At 61.8% G+C, this 24,362-nt stretch carries 17 protein-coding genes; 12 read left to right on the top strand and 5 right to left on the bottom strand.

Annotated elements, in window-relative coordinates:
* Entirely contained in the window at positions 1-462 is a 462-nt protein-coding gene (locus ACE3OA_RS03830; RefSeq protein ID WP_374308067.1) for a DUF192 domain-containing protein, read from the bottom strand.
* A gap of 138 nt (positions 463-600) precedes the next feature.
* On the opposite strand from ACE3OA_RS03830, the gene ACE3OA_RS03825 reads away from it, so the two are divergent.
* From ACE3OA_RS03825 to ACE3OA_RS03810, 4 genes are all read left to right on the top strand, one after another.
* A complete protein-coding gene (locus ACE3OA_RS03825; RefSeq protein ID WP_374308065.1) occupies positions 601-1,227 on the top strand; it encodes a carbon monoxide dehydrogenase subunit G in 627 nt (208 codons plus the stop codon).
* Positions 1,228-1,535: 308 nt separating this feature from the next.
* Positions 1,536-2,015: a (2Fe-2S)-binding protein gene (locus tag ACE3OA_RS03820; RefSeq protein WP_374308063.1), complete on the top strand. Its 480-nt coding sequence runs from the start codon at positions 1,536-1,538 to the stop codon at positions 2,013-2,015.
* 3 nt (positions 2,016-2,018) lie between these two features.
* Positions 2,019-4,406 (top strand): xanthine dehydrogenase family protein molybdopterin-binding subunit, encoded by a 2,388-nt coding sequence (locus ACE3OA_RS03815; RefSeq protein WP_374308061.1) that lies wholly within the window; start codon positions 2,019-2,021, stop codon positions 4,404-4,406.
* Between the two features lie 12 nt (positions 4,407-4,418).
* Positions 4,419-5,216, top strand: a complete 798-nt coding sequence (locus ACE3OA_RS03810; RefSeq protein WP_374308059.1) for a xanthine dehydrogenase family protein subunit M — start codon at positions 4,419-4,421, stop codon at positions 5,214-5,216.
* A gap of 78 nt (positions 5,217-5,294) precedes the next feature.
* Here the strand turns inward: ACE3OA_RS03810 and ACE3OA_RS03805 are convergent, their stop codons facing one another.
* The 3 genes from ACE3OA_RS03805 to ACE3OA_RS03795 form a co-directional block, all read right to left on the bottom strand.
* The gene (locus ACE3OA_RS03805; RefSeq protein WP_374308056.1) at positions 5,295-7,379 is read right to left on the bottom strand and encodes a methyl-accepting chemotaxis protein; all 2,085 of its coding nucleotides are present in this window, start codon (positions 7,377-7,379) and stop codon (positions 5,295-5,297) included.
* A gap of 76 nt (positions 7,380-7,455) precedes the next feature.
* On the bottom strand, positions 7,456-9,120 hold the full coding sequence (locus ACE3OA_RS03800) for a bifunctional UDP-sugar hydrolase/5'-nucleotidase (RefSeq protein ID WP_374308054.1): 1,665 nt from the start codon (positions 9,118-9,120) through the stop codon (positions 7,456-7,458).
* Between the two features lie 29 nt (positions 9,121-9,149).
* Positions 9,150-12,392, bottom strand: coding sequence for an AsmA-like C-terminal domain-containing protein (locus tag ACE3OA_RS03795; protein ID WP_374308052.1), 3,243 nt, complete (start codon positions 12,390-12,392; stop codon positions 9,150-9,152).
* Between the two features lie 234 nt (positions 12,393-12,626).
* Between ACE3OA_RS03795 and ACE3OA_RS03790 the strand changes: the two genes are divergently transcribed.
* Genes ACE3OA_RS03790 through ACE3OA_RS03780 form a run of 3 tightly spaced genes read left to right on the top strand, consistent with a single transcriptional unit; the run spans position 12,627 to position 16,869 of the window.
* Positions 12,627-15,593 carry a bifunctional [glutamine synthetase] adenylyltransferase/[glutamine synthetase]-adenylyl-L-tyrosine phosphorylase gene (locus ACE3OA_RS03790; protein ID WP_374308050.1) on the top strand — a complete coding sequence of 989 codons (2,967 nt, stop codon included), beginning with the start codon at positions 12,627-12,629 and terminating at the stop codon, positions 15,591-15,593.
* An 11-nt stretch (positions 15,594-15,604) separates the two neighbouring features.
* Entirely contained in the window at positions 15,605-16,072 is a 468-nt protein-coding gene (gene bcp / locus ACE3OA_RS03785) for a thioredoxin-dependent thiol peroxidase (RefSeq protein ID WP_374308047.1), read from the top strand.
* Positions 16,072-16,869, top strand: coding sequence for a ferritin-like domain-containing protein (locus tag ACE3OA_RS03780; protein WP_374308045.1), 798 nt, complete (start codon positions 16,072-16,074; stop codon positions 16,867-16,869). The genes bcp and ACE3OA_RS03780 overlap by 1 nt, the downstream gene beginning before the upstream one ends.
* A 12-nt stretch (positions 16,870-16,881) precedes the next feature.
* On the opposite strand, the gene dapB is transcribed toward ACE3OA_RS03780, so the two are convergent.
* Entirely contained in the window at positions 16,882-17,697 is an 816-nt protein-coding gene (dapB, locus tag ACE3OA_RS03775; protein ID WP_374308043.1) for a 4-hydroxy-tetrahydrodipicolinate reductase, read from the bottom strand.
* A 179-nt stretch (positions 17,698-17,876) separates the two neighbouring features.
* Between dapB and ACE3OA_RS03770 the strand changes: the two genes are divergently transcribed.
* The 5 genes from ACE3OA_RS03770 (at position 17,877) to ACE3OA_RS03750 (ending at position 24,361) form a co-directional block, all read left to right on the top strand.
* Positions 17,877-19,280: an aspartate aminotransferase family protein gene (locus ACE3OA_RS03770; protein WP_374308041.1), complete on the top strand. Its 1,404-nt coding sequence runs from the start codon at positions 17,877-17,879 to the stop codon at positions 19,278-19,280.
* A 14-nt stretch (positions 19,281-19,294) separates the two neighbouring features.
* Positions 19,295-20,518 carry a 5-aminolevulinate synthase gene (gene hemA / locus ACE3OA_RS03765; RefSeq protein WP_374308039.1) on the top strand — a complete coding sequence of 408 codons (1,224 nt, stop codon included), beginning with the start codon at positions 19,295-19,297 and terminating at the stop codon, positions 20,516-20,518.
* Between the two features lie 200 nt (positions 20,519-20,718).
* Positions 20,719-21,813, top strand: coding sequence for an ABC transporter ATP-binding protein (locus tag ACE3OA_RS03760; protein ID WP_374308036.1), 1,095 nt, complete (start codon positions 20,719-20,721; stop codon positions 21,811-21,813).
* A 165-nt stretch (positions 21,814-21,978) separates the two neighbouring features.
* Positions 21,979-23,028, top strand: a complete 1,050-nt coding sequence (locus ACE3OA_RS03755; protein WP_374308034.1) for an ABC transporter substrate-binding protein — start codon at positions 21,979-21,981, stop codon at positions 23,026-23,028.
* A gap of 97 nt (positions 23,029-23,125) precedes the next feature.
* Positions 23,126-24,361 carry an ABC transporter permease gene (locus ACE3OA_RS03750; protein ID WP_374308032.1) on the top strand — a complete coding sequence of 412 codons (1,236 nt, stop codon included), beginning with the start codon at positions 23,126-23,128 and terminating at the stop codon, positions 24,359-24,361.
* Position 24,362: the final 1 nt, after the last annotated feature.

Below are 24,362 nucleotides of genomic sequence, written 5' to 3'. Positions count from 1 at the left end.
TCAGGGTGTCGCCGGAGTCGCTTGTGGCGGCCATTCCACCTTGTCACCGGCAGAAATACCGAGCTGTCCGGCTGAGCCTCCCAAGATTTCAAAGACAGCGATCGCCGGCGCGGTCGAGCTGATCGGACTGGTATCGAAGGGCTTGGCCATCGCCGCCACATTGATGATCTGTCCCGTGGCATCGATGAACAGCATATCCAGCGGCAAAGGCGTATTCTTCATCCAAAAGGATACCGGCTTGGCGGCAGGATAGAGGAACAGCATACCTTCATTGGCGGCGAGCTTTTCACGGAACATCAGCCCTTGGGCGCGTTCCTCGGCCGTATCGGCAATCTCGGCGCTGAATTTATAGGTGCTGCCACCGGCATGAATGAGAACCGGCACCTTTTCCTGGGCAATGGCTGGGCCGCCGAGAATGACCAGACAGGCCAGAAGCGCTACTTGCAACAAGCGTGACAGCAACAAATATTCCTCGCCGGCTGATGTGCATTTGTTCAGGAACAGATTGGCCGTTCCGGCAGCTCAGCGTCAAGAACCCGCCGTTGACAAGCCGCGCCGCTGCACATCTATTTTACCGAAGACCAGGGAGGAGACCCCGTCATGGAAATATCTGGCGAATACGCCATCAAGGCGCCGCGATCAGCCGTTTGGACAGCGCTCAACGATCCCGAGGTGCTGAAAAGCGCAATTGCCGGATGCGAGGAGCTGGTTAAGGACGGCGACGGGTTTACCGCGACCGTGGTTGCCAAAGTTGGTCCCGTTAAGGCCAAATTCGGCGGCCGCATCACACTTTCCGATATCGATCCGCCGAACGGCTACACCATCACTGGCGAGGGCCAGGGCGGAGCCGCAGGCTTCGCCAAGGGTGGGGCGAAGGTGACATTGGTCGATGATGGCAGCGGCGGGACCATTCTGAAATACACGGCCGGCGCACAGATCGGCGGCAAGCTGGCCCAGATCGGCTCACGTCTGATCGAAGGCACGGCAAAGAAGATGGCCGACGACTTCTTCAACGCCTTTGCGGCGGCGGTCGTTGCGCAATCCGGTGGTGCGGTTGCGACTGAAGCCGTCGCCGGCGCCACAACGGAGACGGTGACGGCCACGGCAGCAAGCGGCCCTTCGTCCACGGCGACCGAACAGGCACAAAAGGGGCTGCACCCGGCGGTTTGGATCGCCGGCCTCGTCGCCGTCGTAGGCGGCGTGCTCTATTACTTCGTCAAGCGCTAGCGACACCCTCGGCACCTAGACAAAAGTCTTAAGCGATGTGCCGAATACCTTACGGCGCGCATGACATACATGTGACGCATCGCAACATTGTTCAATTAATAGGCAGGTTTCTCGCCGAACAAGGCTGCACGTTTGTGCGACATGCTTGCAGCCCCTGCCGCCTCGCATTCTGACCTTGACATTCAATTGATCGGGCAAGCTTAATTCTGCCATCGATCTCAACAGGCCGAACTTGATTCAGGGCAAGCACGGCTGGAATTCAAAGGCAGCTAGTGGCGGCAAGCCACGGCAACTCAGGGAGGATCGTTATGCCCACCGTTAAGATGACGGTGAACGGCAAGGCTGTTTCGGCGGATGTCGAAGCGCGGACATTGCTCGTTCATTTCCTACGCGACACCTTGGCCCTCACCGGCACCCATGTCGGCTGCGACACGGCGCAATGCGGCGCCTGCACCGTGCACGTGAATGGCAAGGCGGTTAAATCCTGCAATGTGCTGGCGGTCCAATTGGATGGCGCGCAGGTCACGACAATCGAAGGCCTCGCTACCGGCGACACGCTGCATCCGATGCAGGAAGCCTTCCGCGACAATCACGGGCTGCAATGCGGCTTCTGTACCCCCGGCATGGTGATGAGCGCCATCGACCTGGTGCAGGGCAAGCCGGCTCTCAGCGAAAGCGAAATCCGCGCCGGTCTCGAAGGCAATATCTGTCGCTGCACCGGCTACCACAACATCGTCAAGGCGGTGAAAGCCGGCGCTGACGCGATGCAATCCGGGAAAGGGAGGTAAGCCATGGCTGACTCAGCACCGGCAACCGGCATCGGCGCTTCGCCCAAGCGCAAGGAAGACTTCCGCTTCCTCACCGGCCGCGGCACCTATACCGACGACATCAACCGCCCGGGCCAGACCTACGCCTATATTTTGCGTTCGCCCCATGCCCATGCCGAGATCGTCAAGATCGACACGGCCAAGGCCAAGGGCATGCCTGGTGTGGTCGCCGTCTTCACGGGCGCCGATTATGACAAGGGCGGCGTTCCCTGCGGCTGGCAGATTCACAGCAAGGACGGCAGCCCGATGATCGAGCCGCCGCATTTCCCGCTGTGCAAGGACCGTGTTCGCCATGTCGGCGACCAAGTGGCACTGGTTATCGCTGAAAGCCTTGCCCAGGCGCGCGATGCCGCCGAAGCGATCGACGTCACCTACAAGGAACTGAAGGCCATCGTCTCCACCGCCGATGCCGACAAGCCGGGTGCCGCCCAGGTCTGGCCGGATGCCAAGAACAATACCTGCTTCGACTGGCACATTGGCGACAAGGCCGCAGTCGATGCAGCCTTTGCCAAGGCGCATCACGTCACCAAGCTCGACCTCATCAACCAGCGCCTGGCACCCAATGCCATGGAGCCGCGCGCTGCGGTCGGCGATTATGACCGGGCGACCGGCGAATACACGCTCTACACCACCAGCCAGAACCCGCATGTCATTCGCCTGTTGATGGGCGCCTTCGTGCTGCAGATTCCGGAACACAAGCTCCGCGTCGTGGCACCGGATGTTGGCGGCGGCTTCGGCTCCAAGATCTTCCATTATTCGGAGGAAGCCCTGGTGACCTGGGCCTCGGAGAAGGTGCGCCGTCCGATCAAATGGACGTCGGACCGTTCTGAAGCCTTCATTTCCGACGCCCAAGGCCGCGATCATTCGAGCCATGCCGAGCTTGCGCTCGACAAGGATGGCAAGTTCATCGGCCTGCGTGTCGCCACCAAGGCCAATATGGGCGCCTATCTTTCGACCTTCGCGCCCTGCGTGCCGACCTATCTGTCGGCGACGTTGCTGGCAGGCGTTTACACCACGCCGGCAATCTATGCCGAGGTGAAGGCCGTCTTCACCAACACCGTTGCCGTCGATGCCTATCGCGGCGCCGGCCGGCCGGAGACGACCTATCTGCTCGAGCGTCTGGTCGAAAAGGCGGCGCGGGAAACCGGCATCGACCGGGTCGAATTGCGTCGCCGCAACTTCATTCCCAAGAATGCCTTCCCCTACCAGACCCCGGTCGCCCTGCAATATGACAGCGGCGACTATGACTCGACCCTCGACATTGCGCTGAAGCTCGGCGACTGGGCTGGCTTTGAAGCACGTCGTGCCGAGGCCAAGAAGCGCGGCAAGCTGCGCGGCATCGGCATCTCAACCTATATCGAAGCCTGCGGCATCGCACCGTCGGCTGTCGTCGGTTCCTTGGGCGCCCGCGCCGGTCTCTATGAATGCGGTCAGGTCCGCGTCCATCCGACCGGTTCCGTCACCGTCTTTACCGGTACCCACAGCCACGGCCAGGGTCATGAGACGACCTTTGCCCAGCTGGTCTCGGATACGCTCGGCGTGCCGTTCGAAAGCGTCGAGGTAAGCCATGGCGATACCAATAAGATCCCCTTTGGCATGGGGACCTATGGCTCGCGCTCCTTGGCCGTCGGCGGTTCCGCGATCGTCAAGGCGATGGATAAGATCATCGCCAAGGCGAAGCGTATCGCTGCCCATCTGATGGAGGCTTCGGTTGCCGACATCGACTTCAAGAACGGCGAGTTCACGGTGAAGGGCACCGACAAGAAGGTGAGCTTCGGCCAGGTGGCGCTGACGGCCTATGTGCCACACAATTATCCGATCACCGAACTTGAACCGGGTCTCGAAGAAACGGCCTTTTACGACCCGCTCAACTTCACCTATCCCGGCGGTACGCATATCTGCGAGGTCGAAATCGACCCCGACACCGGCGTCACCCAGGTGCTGAACTTCACTGCGGTCGACGATATCGGCCGGGTCATCAACCCGATGATCGTTGAAGGCCAGGTGCATGGCGGCGTCGTCCAGGGGATCGGTCAGGCCTTGCTGGAGAATTGTGCATATGACCAGGAAACCGGCCAGCTTCTGACCGGCTCCTACATGGATTACACCATGCCGCGTGCCGACGACGTGCCCAGCATCACCGTCGCCAACCACGCCACCATGTGCACGCATAACCCGCTGGGATCGAAAGGCGTCGGCGAAGTGGGTGCCATCGGCTCGCCGCCGGCGGTCATCAATGCCGTGCTCGACGCGCTGCTACCGGTTGGCGTTACCGACATCTCGATGCCGGCGACACCGCATAAGGTGTGGCAGGCGATCCAATCGGCCGGCAAAGCCAAAGCAGCGGAATAAGGGAGAGAGTCCATGCATAATTTCGCATTCCATCGCCCCGCTTCCGTCGCCGATGCCGTTAAGGCGCTCGGCTCGGCCGGTGACGGCAAGATCATCGCCGGCGGCCAGACCTTGCTGCCGACCCTGCGTCAACGCCTGGCGGAGCCAAGCGACCTGGTCGATCTCGGCGCCATCGCCGATCTAAAAGGCATCAAGGCCGAAGGTGACGGCATCACCATCGGCGCAATGACGACCCATGCCGAAGTGGCAGCATCGTCGGTCGTGCAAAGCGCCATTCCGGCCCTTGCCCACCTTGCCAGCCATATCGGCGACCGGCAGGTGCGCCATCGCGGCACGCTCGGCGGATCGCTTGCCAATAATGACCCGGCAGCCGACTACCCGGCTGCCGTGCTCGGGCTCGGCGCCACGATCCGCACCAACAAGCGCGAGATCAAGGCCGACGACTACTTCCAGGGCATGTTCTCCACCGCCCTTGAAGACGGCGAGATCATCACGGCGGTCCACTTCCCGAAGCCGGAAAAAGCCGGCTACGAGAAGTTTGTGCAGCCAGCATCGCGCTTTGCCCTGGTCGGCGTCTTCGTTGCCAAGACCAAGGGCGGCGTCCGCGTCGCCGTGACCGGTGCGGGCCAGGAAGGTGTCTTCCGGGCCAAGGAAATCGAAGCGGCCCTCGGCGCCAATTTCAGCGCCGATGCCGCCAAGGGCGCCAAGGTCGCCGCTGGCCACCTCAACAGCGATCTCCACGGATCGGCCGAGTATCGCGCCCATCTGGTGAGCGTCATGGCCGGCCGCGCGGTGGCGGCTGCCAAATAAGGGATTACCTCCGACCGAATGGAGAAAGGGCGGGACCTCGGTCCCGCCCTTTTTCTTTGTCCTCTACTCTACGTCCGCTCAGCCGGCGCGGATCTTGGCGATGAAGGAATCGACTTCGCGACGCAAAGATTCGGACTGACGCGACAATTCGGAGGAAGCGCCCAGCACCTCGCCGGCTGCCCCGCCCACTTCATTGGCGGCCTGGTTGACGCCGCCAATATTGCGCGCGACTTCGTCGACACCCGATGCCGCCTGCTGCGCGTTGTTGGAGATTTCCTGCGTCGCCGCCGATTGCTCCTCAACTGCCGCGGCGATACCCGAGGCGATCTCGTTGATGCGGGCGATCGTCGACCGGATATGCCCCATCGCCTCGGCCGCACTCCGCGTCACCTGCTGCATGCCGCCGATCTGGACCGAGATATCCTCGGTCGCCTTGGCTGTTTGGGAGGCAAGGTTCTTGACCTCACTGGCAACGACCGCGAAGCCCTTGCCCGCTTCACCGGCACGGGCTGCCTCGATCGTGGCGTTCAGCGCCAGCAGATTGGTCTGGCTGGCAATATCGTTGATCAATTGCACAATGCCACCAATGCGCTCGGCCGCCTGAGCCAGGCTTTCGACCGTCTCGCCCGTCTTGGCCGCTTCGTCAACCGCGGTGCGGGCGACGTTTGAGCTGTCAGCCACCTGCCGGCTGATCTCAGTAATAGACGACGAAAGCTCCTCGGCCGCCGCCGCGACGGTTGTGACGTTGGCAGATGCCTGGGTGGTCGCTGCAGCGACGGTCGTCGACTGGCGCGTGGCTTCCTCCGCCGTGCCCGACAGCGAGCTCGCATTGGATTGCAGTTCGGTTGCCGCCGACGAGACACCTTCGACGACGCCTTTGATCGCGGCCTCGAAGCTGTCGGCAAGATCGAGCATGGCCTTGCGACGATCCGCAGCAGCTCGCTCCTCCGATGCCTTCTGCTCGTCGCGCAGACGGTCGACTTCGATCAGCTTCTCCTTGAAGAAATCGATGGCCCGGGCCATCACGCCCAACTCGTCCCGGCGCTTCGTCAACGGCACATCGAGGGCCGTGTTGCCGCCAGCGAGGCCTTCGACCGCGCCGGTCAGTGCCTGAATTGGCTTGGCCGCCAGATAGCGCACAAGCACAGCGATGATGATGGCGAGCGCCACGACAATGATGCCCGATACGATCAGCACCGTTCGGGTCAGCTTGTCGACCGGCGCCTGCATCTTGTCCTGCGGCAGATTCACCATCACCGACCAACGGGTGGAGGAGAGTCCGGTCGCCACCGGCATGAAAATGCGCGTCACGTCAGTCTGCAGCGACGCAGAAAAATCCACCTGATCAAACTTCTCGCCGGCTTTGATGGCCGGCAGTGCATCATTCAATGCCGCCGACGTATCCTGGATCGGTTTGCCGAGAGCTTCGGCATTGCTATAGGCCGCCCACAGACCGGCATTGGAAATGAGAGATACGGACCCAGTTTCGAAGGGCCGAATTTCCCCGAGCAAGGCGTTGAGACCTTCGAGCAGCAGGTCAATGCCGGCTACGCCGATCACCTTGCCGTCGACAATGATCGGGACGGCAGCGCTGGTGATCAGCACTTCCTTGCCATTGACGACATAAGGATAGGGTTCAAGAAACTGCTCCTGGCCGCTGTCGCGGGCCAGAAGATAATAGTCGCCCGCACCGGGCTTTTCGTAATCCGTGAGTGGCGTCAGCGCAGCACCGCGCGCAAGGTAGGGAATGAAGCGCCCGGTCGCGTCATGCCCCTCGGCATTGACGAAGTCGGCATCCTTGCCGTCGAACACATTCGGTTCGAAGGCAACCCATGTCGCCAACAGGTTCGGATTGTCGTCCAGCAACTTCTGCAGTGATGCAAGCACGCTGGCACGGCTGGCCGACTTGCCTTGAATTTGTCCGATCGTGTTTGCTGCCGTCGCTCGCGCCGAGGCGAACGCGCCCGATATCACATTTTCAACCTTGTCGGCAGCAGTGCTTGCCACTTCAGCGCCCAGGTCGTTGCTGAGCTTGCCTACCGTCGCGCCGCTGTTCGATACGGTCATCCAGGTCGACAGAGCCAGCCCGGCAACCAGAGCTGCCAAGATGGGCAACAGGATCTTAATGGCCAGCGAACCGCCAGCACGCCCTTTGCTAAACACGGTGCTTTACTCCCCTGAAACAATCTTCACTTCAGGGAATTTCTACCGAAAGCCTTAACAAGTCGTGAAAATAGACCTAGCGCTGGCGACAGATTCGACCCATGGTTGCCACCGTCAGGTTCCTGCCGGCCGTCGTCACATGGTTGCGCAGCGCCTCGAGATCGCCGCCGCCCTGGACCAAATGACGGCCCTCCCTCAAAACCTCAAAGCGATCACCCCCTCCGGCCAGGAAGTTGTTGACAACAATCCGATAAATGCTCGCGCCTTCAATAACTTCACCGTTGAGGTGCATTGTGCCCGCCAAGATTCTGTCGCCCTCGGCGCGGCGGTCGTCATAGCAATAGGTGAACCCATCGGAGATCTGCAGCATGCGTGGCTTACGGTCTTCCGGCTGCCCCAACCATTGCTGCTCCAAAAGCAACTTCAGCTGCGCGCCGGTGACATCCATCGCCACGAGATTGTTGTTGAAGGGTTGCACGGCGAACAGATCACCCAAGGTCACGGCCAGTCCCTTGCCGGGATCGCTTGGCAAATCCTGTCGGATACCGCCGGGATTGGTGAGGGCGATAACCGCGCCCAGATTCCGGGCTGCCGCCAGCTGCCCGTCGGCGATCACGTCGCCAAGCACGGATTCGCCTGCTGCATCCTGTTGCCGCGATAGGGCGGCCGGCACGGTTGTGACCACCTGGCTGCGGATCGGGGCCGTTGCCGCTTCGGCGCGACTAAGGTCGCCGACGACGGCCGCATCGGCGGGGAGGTCGCGCGTCACGGGGAGATTGCGGGCCGTTGCATCGGCAACATCGCCGCTCACAGGATCCAGGGTGAGATCGATGACGCTCAGCATCCGGCCATAGTTTCCGGCCTGAGTCACCAGCCGACCATTGAGGCGGCAGGCATAGCTCTGATGTGTATGCCCTGAAATGAAGAGATCGATGGCCGGACTGGCTTTGGCGACGATGTCGTTGAGCGCGCCCTCAAGACCAGTGCAGGCGCCGCCGTCGACGGACGTATCCGGGGTAGCGCTGGAACCTTCATGGAGCACGCCCACGATCGCCTCGACACCCTGCTTGGACAACTGATCCGCATAGCGATTGAGAGTTGTAACTTCATCCAGGAATGTCAGTCCGGCGATCCCATCCTTGGAAACGATATGCGGTGTCTCCGTGGTGACGATGCCGATGAACGCTACGTCGATGCCGCCGAATTCCTTCACCACATAGGGCGCAAAAAGTGGCTCGCCACGCGCCGTATCGATCACGTTGGCGGCCAGGTAATCGAAAGCTGCTCCTTCAAATCCCGCCCCGGCGCAAGGCGCGGATTCTTTGCAGCCGCCCTCGGCTTTGCGCAGAATCTCTTGGCGGCCGGCATCGAATTCATGGTTGCCGACGGTATTCAGATCGAGCCCGATCCGGTTCATGATTTGAATAGTCGGCTCGTCGCGCAGCAGGGCCGATAGCATTGGGCTGGCGCCGGTCAGGTCGCCAGCACTGATGAGCATATTGTTGTCGTGACCGGCGCGCTGCTCGGCAATCAGAGCCGCAAGATAGGCGGCGCCGCCGGCATCGACCATTTCCGCCTTGCCATCCTTGACGATCTGCACGCGCCCCGGCGTCGGATCCTCGGACTGTATGTTGCCATGAAAATCGTTGAACGCCAGCAGGCGTAGTTCTATTGGCGCCGGCTCTTTCATGGCGCAACCGGTGACGAAAAGAGGGAGCGCGATCGACAGGAAATATCGCATAGCCATCTCCTTCCGGCCTCAAACGCCTGCTATTTGCTCTGATGCGGTTCGGGTGGTGATTTTGATCCGGGTGCCTGCGCGCCACTGGGTGCCGGCGACGCGCCTTCATCTTCGTCCGGCAACTCGGTCCCGTCATCGGTGAAAAGGTCCCGGATGAAACCTGGGGCCAATGCCGACCATTCATTGACATCGATCTTCGGCTCATTGAGATTGCCGTTGACGGCATAAGTCGCAGAAAACAGCCCTTCCCCCTCGCCACCCTGAATGATGGCGCCGATCAGCGGGATGTTCCCCAGCACGCTGTTGATCGCGTAGGCCGGCACCAGCGTCCCCTTGACGTTCACCAGATTGCGGTCGAGATCAATCTGCCCTTGCGCCGTCATGCCGACCGATGGGCCGGCGCTCCGGAACCGCTTCAACTCGATGAGTCCGCGCGTCTTGGTGAAGCGCCCCTCGGCGCCACCAAACAGGAAACCTTCGCCCGTCACGGCATCGACCACGCCGGTGATGGTCGCGACGGTCAGGAAGCGCGCGACGAAAGGCGTGTTGATGACGCGGAAGGACGACATCGCGATCTTGCCGCGCAGGGGCCGCCAGGGCTGGTCGTCCTTGACGGTCCCGGTGATCGACAAGGTCCCGCCCTTGATCGAGTCATAGAGATCGAGCACTCGCAAGGCGCCACCACCGTCCTTGGTGCTGATATTGAGCGCGTGTTGCCCCGGCTGGCTCGGACGATAATCGAAGGTAATCGGCTGGCCGCTCGGCAGCGTCGCCTGGAAGGAGATAACATCCCACCAATAGGGGTCGTGCACCGCTTCGACCGTGGCGTTGGTCAGTTCACGCCCCTCGCTGAGGCGAAGATAAGAGAGCTGCCCTTTGACCGTAAAGGGGCGCTGTTGTTCGGGCCCGGCGCGCGCCAGTTCCTCCGGGGTCATGGCCGTTTTGTCGCCACCGAGCCAGGGTTCGGCATCGAGCGTGCCACCTGCCACCGTGACCAGCGTCCAGCCTTCCTTCAATTCGGCGTCGAAACCGGTCAGGTGCGAGGCGCCGATCTTCACATCCGGCAATGTTACCCTTGAGATTGTCCCATCGCCGGCGAATTGCAGGGCGCCGCCCGTCACCAGGTCGCCCGCCGACACCCGGAACTGCGGGATGGAAACAGGCTTGTCATTGCGCATTTCCAGCGTCAGCTCGGCACGACCCGGCACGGCCGCATCCTTGTGCCACTTGGCCGCCGGCACATCGAGAACCGCATTGGTCAGATCGAACGCTCCCTGCAAGGTGGCGCGCCCACCCGGCAGCTTGGTGTAGGTCACGTCGCATTGACAGGTGCCTTCGACCCAGGGCCGGTAATCGAAACCAAGGGATGCCAATTGGGCCGCACTCGCCTCGCCATTGACATGGAGCTTCTCGTCGAAGGCGGCGTCGTCGGCGAAGCTCTGGCTCCAGTCAAGAATGATCGGCATGTCGGCGAACACGATCGGACCGGAGATATTCATCCCCTTCTCGTCAAGATTGAGCTTGAGCACACCCTGACTCACGTCCTTGTCAAAGCGGATCTTCGCTATCTTGACGTCATTCATCTCCGCCGCGACCTTGACCTTCACCTCGGCGAAAGTCAGCTTCTTCGCGGCAGGGAAATCGAACAGGATGTTGGCTGTTGCCGTCCCGCCGGCCGTCTTCGGATCGATACCGAGCTTCTTGGCATAGCCAAGGCGCGGATGGTCAAGGAGTTCCAACGCATCCTTCATCGGCGCAGCGACATCGCCGCCCACCTTGATGAACTGGTCTTCGACATCCAGGCCGGTGATGACGAGATCGCCTTTCGTCACCTTGATATTGCCGACTTCGCCACCCGTGATCTTCGCCGTGAAGGTCTTGGCGTCGAATTCCGCCGTTGCCACGCCCTTGGTAATCGGCGGCATCGGCCGCAGATAGTGGACCGTGAGATCGCTGGTCTTGAGCACGCCCTTGACCGCCTCGACCTTGATTTTCTCTTCTCCCGGCGGCAGTCGCAGGGAGATATCGGCACCGGCCTCCTCGACCATACCGTGGGGGATGTTGGGAACGACCCAATTGCGCGTGTCGCTCGCTACCGTTTCCGGCCAATAGGGGTCAAGAAGCTCGGCCGGCAGCTTGGTAACCTTCAAGCTGGCCACGAGCAGCGGCACGCCGCCATCCTTGGCCTTGCCGCTGAATGCCCCCTGCCAGTCGGCCTTTGCCGTGATCCGCGGCCCGCCGATATCAAGGTCGAAGGATGAAATCGACATCAGGTCGCTGTCGCGATCCAATCGTCCCTCAACATTGAGAGTGGTCACCGGAATCGGTTGCTTGGTGACATTGGGGAGATCGAGTGCGCCCGCCCCGCTCGCCAGGGCGAAATTCACTTCGCCGATATCGCCCAGATGCTCGCTGGCAATCTCGATCGAGGTCTGCACCTTAGCCGTGACGGCGAGATCGGCGGTCGACAGATCGGAAAGGGCGGGCTCGATCAGGCCAAGCGAGGAGAGCTGCAGAGCCGCCACCGAGGCGTCGACGGCGAGCTTGCGCGTGTCGCGACGGTAATCGAGCTTTGCACTGAGGATGGCCGGGTCGCCGAACTGCGGGAGCGCCGCGAAGAGATCGCCGGCCAGCCCGCCCACCTCGCGCCGCGCTTCGGCGCCGAAATTGTCGGCCTGCCAGGTCAGGCCGGTCACATAGTCAATGACCTGAACGCTGCCATTCAGGATGGCGGCCGAGGTCAGGTAGCCGGTCGGCTTGCTGCGGTCCGGCGATTCCAGCATGTCGCTGGCCAGCAGCATCAAGGCCTCGAAGCTGCCATCTGTATCCTTGGTGGTCGGTTCACTGGTCACCCCGCCCGGACCGAAGGCCAAGGAACCGTCCTTGTTGCGAATGAGCGTGAGCCTGGGGCCGATGATCTCAATCTTGCTCGGCGCCACCAGCCCCTTGAACAGCGCGCGCGCACTGAACGTGATGGAGACTTCAGGCAGGTTGGCAAGTTCACGCCCCTCCAGATCGCGGACGCGCAAATTGATCGCCCGCACATCGAGCGCGCGGTCCCATCCGGCCCAGGTCAACACCGTATCGTCGATGCCGATACGGTAGGGCTGGTCGCTGCGGATGAGCGCCTGCTCGACATAGGAGGACAGAAAGCGCAGATGGATCGGCCCTTCCTGGGTCAGCCGCCAGGTGAGAAAGGCCAGGATGATCGCAGCGCCGGCAAGGGCAGCGCCAAGGACCTCCAGGGTAATAATTGTGGTCCGACGAATCACGCGCGGTCAGCTCCGATCAGCAAGCGGCTTAGCCAGAAACGAGTACCCGCGGACCCAACACCTGCCGATACCAAGGGTTTCCCTTCTCGAACTCAATATTGGACCGAACGAAGCCATTGGCCAGAACGAAACCACTGGCCAGAATAAAACCACCGGCCAAACTGAAACCATTGGCTTGACCGGAACCTTGTGCTTCAGCAGTCTCTCGGTTTCCCCGCCGCCGACAGCCAAACAATGTCACCAGCCAACATCGCCGTCATCGACCCCGCCTCACTACCGCGCCCGAGCGACCCGCGGCAGGTTGAACTTCACTTCGAGCAACTATCGGAAACCCTGCCGCCGGGCGTCATGGCCAAAATCGCTACACCATCGGCACAGGCGCTGCTCAAGGCGCTGTTCGGTAATTCTCCCTTTCTCAGCCGGTGCCTGCTCGCAGAAACCGACGCTTTTCTTGAACTTTTAACGCAGGATATCGATTCTGTCTTTAACAATGTCGTGACCGCCGTCACACCCAAGGCTTTGGAAAATCTGGACGAAGCGGGTCTTATGGCAGCCTTGCGGCGCGCGCGGCGACAGGTAGCCCTGATCGTCGCCACGGCCGATATCGGCGGTCTCTGGCCGCTGGAAAAGATCACCGCGGCGCTAAGCCGCTTCGCCGAAGCGGCGCTGCACGCGGCGATCTCGCACCTTCTGCGCCAGTTGCACGCGGGCGGCGACATTTCCTTACCTTTTCCTGACGAACCGGAGCGGGATTGCGGCCTGATTGTCCTGGGTCTGGGCAAACTCGGCGCCGGCGAACTCAACTATTCCAGCGACATCGATCTCATCCTCCTCTTCGAGCGGGACAAGGTCCGTTACCAGGGCCGCAAGACGGCGCAGGAATGCTTCGTTCGTCTGGCCCGGAATTTGGTGAGAATTCTTCAGGATGCAACGGCCGATGGCTATGTTTTCCGGATCGATCTTCGGCTGCGGCCAGATCCGGCCTCGACCCCGCTCGTCATCTCGACCCTCGCCGCCGAGACCTATTACGAAGGCATGGGGCAGAATTGGGAACGCGCCGCCATGATCAAGGCGCGGGTCGTCGCCGGCGACGAAGCGGCTGGCGAGATGTTCCTTAAGAATCTTCGCCCCTTCATCTGGCGCAAGCATCTCGATTTCGCCGCCATCCAGGACATCCATTCGATCAAACGCCAGATCTACGCCGTCAAGGGGCACCGGCAGGTGGCGGTTGCCGGTCACAACATCAAACTGGGACGCGGCGGCATCCGCGAGATCGAATTTTTCGCCCAGACACAGCAATTGATCTGGGGTGGGCGGGTCATGGACCTGCGGCAGCGGGCAACCTGCGCCGCCATTCCCGCCTTGGTTCGGCTCGGCAAGTGCAAACCCGAGGTCGCAGAAGAGCTCATCGCCGCCTATCGCTATCTGCGCATGGTCGAGCATCGCCTGCAGATGATCGAGGATCAGCAGACACAGACCCTCCCCGATTATGGCCCGGCGCTCGACCGCGTCGCCATCTTCAGCGGTCACGCCGATACCGGCGCCTTTGAAACGACCTTGCGCTATCACCTCGGCCGCGTCGAGGATCACTACGCCGAACTCTTCGAGGAAGCGCCGACCTTGGGTGCTGCCGAAGCCGGCATCGCCGGCAGCCTGGTCTTTACCGGGACGGACGATGATCCGGAAACCGTGCAAACGCTGGAACGGATGGGTTTCCCCAATGGCAGCGCCGTTTCGGCCCAGATCCGCGCCTGGCATCATGGCCGCTATCGCGCCACGCGGAGTGCCCGGGCACGCGAATTGCTGACCGAGTTGATGCCGCGCCTTCTGACCACGCTTGGGCAAACGGCTGATCCCGACACGGCCTTCCGCCGCTTTGACGACTTCCTGCGCGCGCTGCCGGCCGGCGTGCAATTTTTCGCCCTGCTCTATTCAAACCCGGCACTGCTAGACCTCATCGCCGAAGTGATGGGCATGGCGCCGCTGCTGGCCGAGCAATTGGCGCGCCGGCCGGCCTTGCTGGACGGTGTACTGGCGGCCGGCCTTTACGATGCCAATGCCGATCGCGACATGTTGGCGGCCGACCTCGACCGCCAATTGGGATTGGCGACCGACTTCCAGGATGCGCTCGACGTGCTGCGGCGCTGGACCAAGGACCAGCAGTTTCAAATCGGCGTGCGCATTTTGCGCGGAGCGCTCGACGGCGATGCCGCGGGCCCTCTGCTCTCCGATGTGACTGATTGCGCCCTATCGGCACTTTTCCCGCGGGTCAGTGCGGAATTCGAGTTGCAGCATGGCAAGCTGCCGGGTCACGGCATGGTCTTTCTGGCGCTGGGCAAGCTCGGTAGCCGCGAGATGACCATCACGTCGGATCTCGACCTCGTCTTCATCTACGACGTCCCGACGGATGTGCCGGATTGGGACACGACGCTGTCCGACGGCCCCAAGCCGCTGGCGCCGATCCAATATTACGCCCGGCTGGCCCAGCGCCTGATCAACGCGATCACCGCCCAGACCGGGGAAGGTCGCCTGTTCGAGGTCGATATGCGTTTGCGGCCGAGCGGCAATTCGGGTCCGATCGCCAGTGGCCTCAGCCCCTTTGAGAAGTATCAGCTGACCGAAGCCTGGACCTGGGAGCATATGGCGCTGACCCGCGCCCGTGTGATTGCCGGCGACAGCGGCCTCGGCGCCGATACGCTCGCCATGCTGGGCCGTGTCCTTCGCCAGAAGCGCGACCCCGAGAAGCTGCGCACGGATATTCTCGACATGCGCCGTCGAATGGCACAGCAATACCGTACCGACGATCTGTGGGATCTGAAGCATGTCCGCGGCGGTCAGGTCGATATCGATTTCATCTCGCAATATCTGATCCTCAAGCACGCAGCGGATTTCCCCGACCTCATTGCCGGCGATCCGGTCATTGCTTTGGGTCACGCCCATCTTCTGGGTCTGATCGATCCCACGACGGGCGACCGGCTCATCGCCGCCGCGCGGTTGTGGCACAGATTGCAGCAGATCATCCGCCTCATCGTCGGCGGCAAGCTGGAAGAAGAGAAGTTGGGCGCGCCAGCCAAGAAGCATCTCGCCCAAATCGCGGCGGAGCCGGATTTCAGCGCGCTCAAGGCGCTGGTCATGGAGCAGGAAGCTGTCGTCTTCGCCTGCTTCGAGACTATATTCGAGGTTGAACCGACGACCGAATGAAGGAGATCAGAATGTCACTCGAAAGCGGCAGCAAGGCGCCTGCCTTTTCCATGAAGACCGATGGCGGCGGCAAGATTTCCCTGAGCGAGCTCAAGGGCAAGAATGTCGTGCTCTATTTCTACCCCAAGGACGATACCAGCGGCTGCACCGCCGAAGCCTGCGGTTTCCGTGACAAGCTGCCGGCCTTCAAGAAGCTGGATGCTGTCGTGATCGGGGTATCGCGCGATTCCGTCGAAAGCCACGACAAGTTCAAGAAGAAATACGACATCAACTTCACCCTGGGCTCGGACGATACCGGCAAGGTGACCGAAAGTTATGGCGTCTGGGTCGAGAAGAACATGTATGGCAAGAAATATATGGGCATCGAGCGCGCCACCTTCCTCATCGACGGCAAGGGTATCATCCGCAATGTCTGGCGCAAGGTGAAGGTGCCCGGCCATGTCGAAGAGGTGGCCAAGGCCATCAAGCAGCTCGATTGATGCTGGATCTGGCCGAAGAAGCGATCCGCGTTCTTGGCACCGCGGACGCCAATGCAAAGGCAGCGGCGGCACGAAAGCTGGCGGCGGCCTGGCGCGCTGGCGAGGTTTCTTTTGGCCAGCCGGGGAATCCACCCCTGCGCCCGGCGCGCCCCGCCCGGCCGGAACTTCGCCGCCCCGGCGACATGCCCAAGCGCAAGGCCGGGGGCGCGTTGGAAAAGCGCGTCGCCCTGATGCACGCTTTGGCCCATATCGAGCTCAACGCCATCGACCTCGCCTGGGATCTCATCGCCCGCTTCGGCACCCAGGATCTGCCCCGCGCCTTCTTCGACGATTGGGTCCGCGTAGGCGACGAGGAGGCACTGCATTTTTCCATGCTGGCGGACCGCTTGAAAGAAATGGGCGCCGCCTATGGCGACCTCCCTGCGCATGACGGGCTATGGCAGGCGGCCGAGGAAACAGCCCACGATCTCCTCGCCCGGCTTGCGATCGTGCCATTGGTTCTTGAGGCGCGCGGCCTCGACGTCACACCTGCCACCGTGGCCGATCTGCGGCGGTCCGGCGACGAGGCCTCCGCTGCGGCGCTGGAAATCATCTATCGCGACGAAATCGGCCATGTGGCGGCTGGCAAGCGCTGGTTTGACCACGTCGCCCTCAAGCAGGGCCATGATCCCGCCTCGATCTGGCAGGAACTCGTCCGCAAGCATTTTCGCGGCCGCTTGAAGCCGCCATTCAACCGCGCCGCCCGGGATGCCGCCGGATTTGCCGCCGTCTTCTACGAGCCGATTGCCGAGGATTAGGAAGATCGGGGGTTAGGCCGGCATGGGTCCGAAAAGCAGGTTGTCGAGGCCCCGGATGAGCCCCTTCAGGGCCACGACCCGGCGCGCGGCCAGAAGAGTGCCGGCGACATAGGGTCCGGCCGAGGTGCCGGCATCATGGCGAATGGTCAGGCGTTCGCCGTCCTTGCCGAAAATGGTTTCCACCGCCAGCACATAGCTCGGCAGGCGCACCGCATGGACCCGGCCGCCGCCGACATCGGCACCACGCGCTTCCTGTGGGCCGATAATGTCCTTGATCGGATAGCCAGGGACGCTTTTCTGAATGGCACCCATGCGCTCGGCCAGCTCCCGCGCCGTGCCGGAGGGGACGTCGGGCTTGGTCGATTTGGCATAGTCGATGATCTCGTAGTCGGCGACCTGCTGTGCGGCAAGCAGCGAGAAGCGCGTGAGCAGGCTGGCGGTAATGGAGAAATTGCCGCTTGCAACCACGCCCAGCCCCTGTTTGTCGGCTGCCTTGGCAATCTCGTCATACTCCGCCGCACTCAGTCCCGACGTGCCCACCACGACCGGGACGCCAAGCTCCAAGGCCTTCAAGACATTGGCCTTCACCGCGGATGGGTGCGTGTAATCGACATAGACGTCGGTCGGCTCCGCCTTCAGTGCTTCCTCGACACTGCCGGAAACGAGCACGCCCATATGGCCGACGCCGGCCACGGTGCCGGCATCTTGCCCGGCGGCCTTGCGGGCCACCGCACCGGACAGCGAGAGATCGGCGGCATCATTGATTCCGGCGACCAGCGCCTTCCCCGTCCAGCCCGTGGCACCCCCAACGCAGATCCGCAGCGACATAATTAACCCCTTAAAAATAGTATGATTTTCGAAACCATGCGACGGCGTGACCCATGCTTGTCACAACGCCTGGCCTTTGACTTAGGATTGATGAGAGAGGATATTGGTACAAGCGTCAATGAACCAGCCGCCAAGCTTGGCCAAGGCTGGTCTTTTTATGTTTGGGAACCAGAAACACCATGAATGCCAGCACCATGGCCGCACGGCCGAACTCGCTTGCCGCTCGTGACGGCGCCTATCACTTCCATGGCTATACCAACGCGCTGAAGAACGAGCAGGAGGGCGGCTTCGTCGTCGTCCGTGGCGACGGCCCCTTCGTCTACACGGAGGAAGGCAAGGAATATTTCGACGGGCTTTCGGGCCTGTGGTGCTGCTCGCTTGGCTTCGGCCCGCAGCCGCGCCTGGTCGAGGCAGCCAAGAAGCAGATGGAAACCCTGCCCTTCTACCACACCTTCACCCAGAAGGTGGCAGCGCCGGTCGTCGAACTGGCCGAGAAGCTGGTGCAACTGGCCCCGGTGCCGATGTCGAAGGCCTATTTCTGCAATTCCGGCTCGGAAGCCAACGATACCGCGGTCAAGATGATCTGGTATCTCAACAACGCGCTCGGCCGGCCGCAGAAGAAGAAGATCATCGCTCGTGTGAAGGCCTATCACGGTGTCACCGTGGCGGCGGCTTCGCTCACCGGCCTTCCGGCACTCCACAATGATTTCGACCTGCCCATCGCCGGAATCCTGCGCACGGATTGCCCGCATTACTACCGCTTTGGCGAGGCAGGCGAGAGCGAGGAGGCTTTTGCCACACGCTGTGCCGACAATCTGGAACGTTTGATCCTGGCCGAAGGGCCGGAGACGATCGCTGCCTTCTTTGCCGAACCGGTGCAGGGCGCCGGCGGCGTGGTCATCCCGGCTAAAACCTATTGGGAGAAGATCACAGCCATTCTCAAGAAGTATGACGTGCTGCTGGTCGCCGACGAGGTTATCTGCGGTTTCGGCCGGACCGGCAATTGGTGGGGCACGCAGACTTTCGGCCTGCAGCCGGACATCATCACCACGGCCAAGCAGCTTTCAGCCGGGCAATTGCCCATCGCAGCGATCCTCATCAACCAGCGCGTCTTCGAGGCGCTGCGCGACAATTCCAACAAACATGGCGGCTTTGCCCATGGCCTGACCTATTCCGGCCATCCGGTCGCCTCGGCCGTCGCCCTGGAAACACTGAAGATCTATGAGGACCTGCGCATCGTCGACCATGTTCGATCGATTGCGCCGCATTTTGCGCGCGAAATGGACGCCTTTTCCGATCACCCTCTGGTCGGCGAGGTGCGCAAGGTCGGCCTGGTCGGCGCCATCGAGCTGGTCAAGGACAAGAAGACCCATGCCAGCTTCGACCCAAAACTCGCTGTCGGTCCGACGCTGGTTAAGTTCGCGCATGAGCACGGCCTCATCGTGCGGCCGGTGATAGATTCGCTCTGCTTCTGCCCGCCGATGGTTTCGACCGAGGCACAGCTCACCGACATGTTCGGGCGCTTTGGCCGTGCCCTCAAGGACACGCATGATTGGCTCAAGCGCGAAGGTCATGTTGCGTAAGGGAGAATGTTGACGTGACGACTGATTTTGCCGCGATCTTTGCTGCCCGGCTCGATGCGCTGAAAAGCGAGGGCCGCTATCGGGTGTTTGCCGATATCGAACGGATCGCTGGCCGCTTCCCCCAGGCACTCTATCGCGAGACACCGGACGGCGCCCCGACCGAGGTGACCATCTGGTGCAGCAACGACTATCTGGGTCAAGGGCAGGATCAGTCGGTCATGGCCGCCATGCAGGATGTCATTGCCCGCACCGGCGCCGGTGCGGGCGGCACCCGCAATATCTCCGGCAACAGCCATGAACTCGTCGCGCTTGAGCATGAGTTGGCGGCTTGGCATGAGAAGGAAGCAGCCCTCACCTTCACCTCCGGCTTCGTCGCCAATGAGGCCGCACTCAGCGTCCTTGCGCGGCAGCTACCGGGCTGCATCGTCTTCTCCGACGCCGCCAACCACGCCTCGATGATCGCCGGCATCCGCAACAGCCGCGCCGAATATCATGTCTTCCGCCACAATGACGTCGCGCACCTGCGCGAGTTGCTGGCGGCGGCGCCTGTCGATAGGCCGAAATTGATCGCCTTCGAGAGTGTCTATTCGATGGATGGGGATATCGCCCCCATTTCAGCGATCTGCGAAGCCGCGGCGGCGTTCGGCGCCCTCACCTATCTCGACGAAGTTCACGCCGTAGGCCTCTATGGTGCGACCGGCGCCGGCGTGGCCGCGCGCGAAGGCCTGTCGCATCGGCTCGATGTCATTCAAGGAACGCTCGGCAAGGCCTTTGGCTTGATGGGCGGCTATATCGCCGGCTCCGCGCTGCTGGTCGATTTCGTGCGCAGCTTCGCTCCCGGCTTCATCTTTACGACGGCCTTGCCGCCGGTCATCGCCGCCGGCGCCCGCGCCAGCCTGAAGCGCCTCATCGTCGCCCAGGAACTGCGCGCGCGCCATCAGGCCAATGCCGCACGCCTGAAGGAGCTACTGGCGGCTGCGGGCCTGCCGGTTCTGCCGAGCGAGAGCCATATCGTCCCCTTGATGATCGGCAATGCCGATAGCTGTCGGGATGCGGCACGGCTCCTGCTGACGCGGCACAAAATATATGTCCAACCGATCAACTTTCCGACCGTGCCGCGCGGCACCGAGCGCCTGCGCTTCACCCCGACGCCCTATCATGACGAGACCTTGATGCTGGCGCTTGTTGCGGCACTAAAGGACGTCTGGCGCGAACTATTCTTGCCGCTTGCCGCCTGAGGTTGTCTCAAGGCCATAGTTACCCACTGATATGTGACAATCAGTGTTTTACATTTGACTCGCTAAGCTCGGTTGCTTTAAACGCGAATGGCGGAAAAAAAGCCGCTACCGCAGACGTACATAGGGATGGCGTCGGCGGATAAAAAAGCAGGATGTAGTGACCTGTCAGGGTTACGCATAGGGGGCTAGGCTAAGGGACGATGGGAACGACCAACGATCCGTTTGTCACATTCACCGATGTTCAGAAAACCTATGACGGCGAGACCCTCGTCGTCAAAAATCTCAATCTGACGATTGAGCAGGGTGAATTTCTGACTCTCCTGGGGCCGTCCGGCTCCGGCAAGACGACCACCTTGATGATGCTGGCCGGGTTCGAGGTACCGACCCATGGGCGCATTACCATGGGCGGTGTCGAGATCAACAATATGGCGCCGCATAAGCGCAACATCGGCATGGTGTTCCAGAACTATGCCCTGTTTCCGCATATGACGGTCGAAGAAAACCTCGCCTTTCCGCTGCAGGTCCGCAAGGTTGCCAAGGACGAGATCGCCAAGAAGGTGCAGCGCGCGCTCGAAATGGTGCAGCTGCCGCAGATGAGTAAACGTCGGCCCGCCCAGCTTTCGGGCGGCCAGCAGCAGCGCGTCGCCCTTGCCCGTGCCCTCGTTTTCGACCCCAAGCTGGTCTTGATGGACGAGCCGCTGGGCGCACTCGACAAGCAGCTGCGCGAGCATATGCAGATCGAGATCAAGCACATCCACGAGCGCCTGGGCGTCACGGTCGTCTACGTCACGCATGATCAATCGGAAGCGTTGACCATGTCCGACCGGGTGGCCGTCTTCAATGACGGCATCATCCAGCAATTGGCCAAGCCAAGCGATCTCTACGAACGCCCGGAAAATTCCTTCGTGGCGCAGTTCATCGGCGAGAACAACCGCTTAAGCGGCAAGATCGCCTCCTTGAACGGCAAGTCCTGCGGCGTCGAGATCGCCAATTTCGGCACGGTCAACGCGATGCCGATCAGCGTTCAAAGTGTCGGCAGCCCGACAACCTTGTCCTTGCGGCCAGAGCGGATCCGCATCAACCCGGAAGCCGGCTCGTATGCCAACCTGTTCGATGCCGAGGTTCAGGAATTGATCTATCTGGGCGACCACACGCGCTGCCGCGTCTCGGTCCTCGGCAATTCCAACTTCATTATCAAGGTTGCGAACGCCGAAGGGGTTCCAAGCCTCAGTCCGGGCCAGAAGGTGCGGGTCGGCTGGAAGCCGGAGGACTGCCGCGCTCTCGACGCTTACTAACACGAATGTGTTTGGACGGCCGCCACGTGCGGCCGTCATTGTTTCAGCTACCGGGCCCGGGCTCTCACCGCTCCGGCCGGGATCCGGATAAAGTGAGCGGTAGGCTCAAGCAATGCCATGCCGAGCCATAGGTTCGGCGGGCAACAGGGAAGGGGTTCAACAATCATGAAGAAGAAGCTTCTATCAACGGGCTTCGTCGCCGCGGTCGCCGCGGCCGGCGTGCTCGCCTCCGTCGCCTACGCGGCCGACGGCCTCACCATCGTCTCCTGGGGCGGCGCCTATCAGGAAGCGCAGCGGGAAACGATCTTCAAGCCGTTCAATGCCAAGTCCGGCACTGTGGTGAAGGAAGAAGAGTATAACGGCGAAGTCGCCAAGATCCGCGCCATGGTGGAAAGCGGCACGGTGAGCTGGGACGTGATCAGTGTCGACACGCAGACGGCACTCCAGGGCTGTGACGAAGGTGTGCTTGAAACGCTCGACTATTCGAAGATCCTCGACAAGTCGAAGGTCCTTCCCGGTGCTGCCCTTGATTGCGCCATCGGCAGCGACGTCTATGCGACCATCTTTGCCTATGACACCAGCAAGCTGAAGGACGGCCCGACCAGCATTAAGGACCTCTTCGACCTCGAAAAGTTCCCGGGCAAGCGCGCGCTGCAGAAGAACCCGTTCGTGAACCTGGAATGGGCGCTGATCGCTGACGGCGTCGAGGCGGGCGAAGTCTATAACGTGCTGGGCACCCCGGAAGGCGTCGATCGCGCCTTCAAGAAGCTCGACACCATCAAGTCGCAGGTCGTCTGGTGGGAAGCCGGCGCCCAGCCGCCGCAGCTCCTGGCCGATGGCGAAGTCGTCATGACCTCGGCTTGGAACGGCCGCATCGCCAACGCGATCAAGGAAGGCAAGACCTTCAAGATCGTCTGGGACGGCGAAGCCCCCGACCTCGACATGTGGGCGATTCCGAAAGGCACGCCGAACCTCGACAAGGCCTATGAATACCTCGCTTTCGCAAGCTCCGCGGAAGTGCAGTCGGCCCTGGCGCCGCACATCCCCTATGGCCCGACCAACCTCGATGCGGTCGCCCTGGTGGATCCGGAATTGGCCAAGAGCCTGCCGACCTATCCGGACAACCTCACGGCCGCCATTCCGCTCAACCCGCAATTCTGGGGTGACAATGGCGAAGAATTGCGCGCGCGCTTCAATACCTGGCTCGCGCAGTAACACGGCTTAAGGCGCAAACTGGCGGGAAGCATGCTTCCCGCCAGTCGCTTTTCGGCCTGTCCCTCTCAAACAACGAATGACGGCGGCATCCGGCAAGATGAGTGTCAGTTTCTCCGACGATCGATCAACATTGAAATCCAAGCTGCGCCGTGCCGAGCGCATGCAGCGCCTGCGGGCGCTGGGCCTGGTCGTTCCCCTCTTCTTTTTCATCCTGATCGTCTTCGTGACGCCGATCGTCATCCTGCTGACGCGCGCCGTCGACAATCCGGAGATTGCCGAGAATCTGCCGCGCACCACCAGCGCCCTCAGCGGGTGGGATGCCAGCGACCTGCCCGGCGAGCCGGTATACGCAGCCTTTGCCGAGGACCTGCGCGAAGCCCAGAAATCCAAGGCGACCGGCCTTCTCGGCAAGCGCCTCAACTACGAATTGCCCGGCACCCGCAGTAAGATGCTGCAAGCCGGCCGCGCTGCCGAGAAAATGACCGAGGGCCCCTACAAGGAGGCTTTCCTTAAGCTGGACCCGCTGTGGGGCAAGGTCGAAACCTGGAAGGTGATAGAGCGAGCGGGCCACCGGGCGACCACCTTCTATTTGCTCAAGGCGATCGACCTGCAATGGAGCCCGACGGACGACATCGTCCAGGTCCCGTCCGATCAACGCCTGTTCGTCGACGTCTTCGTGCGTACGCTGGGAATCAGCGTCGGCGTGACCCTGGCGACGCTCATCCTCGGTTTTCCGCTGGCCTATCTGCTGGCGACCCTGCCGGCGCGGCACAGCAATTTGCTGATGATCCTGGTCCTGCTGCCCTTCTGGACCTCCCTGCTGGTGCGCACCACCGCCTGGGTGGTGGTGCTGCAGACCGAAGGACCGGTGAATGATCTGCTGCTCTGGCTGGGCATCACCAACGAACCGCTGCAGCTGATCTTCAGCCGCTTCGGCACCATCGTGGCCATGACCCATATCCAGCTGCCCTTCACCCTGCTGCCGATCTACAGTGTGATGAAGACGATCTCACCCAATTACGTGCGCGCTGCCCGGTCGCTCGGCGCTGGACCTTTCAGCGCCTTCTGGCAGATTTATTTTCCGCAGACGATGCCGGGCATCGCCGCTGGGTGTCTCCTCACTTTCATCCTGTGTCTTGGCTATTACATCACGCCGGCCCTGGTCGGCGGACCCACGGACCAGATGATCAGCTATTTCGTGGCGCTCTATACCAACCGCGAACTCAACTGGGGCCAGGCCTCGGCCCTTGGCGCCATCCTGCTCGCCGCGACCCTGATTCTTTATGCCCTCTATAACAAGCTGGTCGGCATCGACAAGATGAAGCTCGGATAAC

Origin of the sequence: Dongia sp. (assembly GCF_041906375.1) — a bacterium.
Taxonomy (GTDB): domain Bacteria; phylum Pseudomonadota; class Alphaproteobacteria; order Dongiales; family Dongiaceae; genus Dongia.
The sequence above is the reverse complement of the archived record's forward strand: the minus strand, read 5'-3'. Positions and strand labels throughout refer to the sequence as shown.